At 29.1% G+C, this 1031-nt stretch carries 1 protein-coding gene; it reads left to right on the top strand.

The features are described 5' to 3' along the window. On the top strand, positions 1 to 993 hold a 993-nt coding region (locus tag AJ930_RS06780), incomplete at its 5' end, for a bacteriophage T4 gp5 trimerisation domain-containing protein (RefSeq protein WP_186820867.1). Between the last annotated feature and the right edge of the window lie 38 nt (positions 994 to 1031).

Below are 1031 nucleotides of genomic sequence, written 5' to 3'. Positions count from 1 at the left end.
CCTTATGTAAGTGGAAGTTTGTATAATGGGACTACAACTATGCCTCAATATAATTATCCAAGATATCAAAGAGAGATTGCCACTAGCACTTTAAGTTATTTAAGCGAAGTTCCTATTATGATCAATCAAGGCTTAGATACCTTAAAACTTCAAGAAAATACAGATTATGAATTAAGCTCTATTAATAATCATTATCTTACTTTAGCAAATTCTACAATAGGAGTGGATAACACCGATGCAAGAGCAAGGAATGAAATTACCCTAAAAAACGACAAAGACAAAGAAGAAATTTATATCTTAGCGCAAAAAGATTATAAAGAAGAAATAGGTAATAATTATGAGCAAACCATAAAAAATAATAAAACTTCAGAAGTAGGAGCCTTATATACTGAATTTATCACTTTAGGTCATATGCAAAATATCGCAGGATTTAAAAATGTCAATGTAGGGGCTGAATATTTAGAAAATACTTTACTCTCTAAAGATACCAATGTAGGTTTAAGTAATACTTTAAATGTGGGGATTAGCAATGAAATAAACATAGGGCAAAACCACGAAGAAAAAATAGGAAATGACAAAAGAGTCTTTGTAAATAATAATCTAGAACAAGATATTAAAAATGATTCTATTTATAGAGTAGGACATAATAAAAATGAAACCATAAGAGGTTCTTATGTGCTCCAAACTAACCACTCTGTAAAATTTTATTCCAAAAAAGATATGACCTTGGAAACAAATGAATATATTAAAGCCGAAGCAGATGATTCTATTAGTTTTAAAGCTAGAAAAGATTGTACTTTTGCAGCTGATAGAGTTAATACTTTAGCAAACAAAGATAGCGTTTTAGTAGCACAAGAACATATTGTTTCTAGGGTAAAAAATACAATCATTTCTCAAACAGAAGATAAAATTGTAATACAAGTAGGTAAAATGCAAATTATTATAGACGATAAGGGCTTAAGGATCAAAGGCGGTGATCTAAGAGTGGATTAAAACTAATTTTTTAAATTATAACAACACAAGGAAAAACA

Source organism: Campylobacter sp. BCW_6871, from assembly GCF_001762325.1.
Lineage (GTDB): Bacteria > Campylobacterota > Campylobacteria > Campylobacterales > Campylobacteraceae > Campylobacter_D > Campylobacter_D jejuni.
Note: the sequence above shows the minus strand (reverse complement) of the source record. Positions and strands in the feature narration are given on the sequence as shown.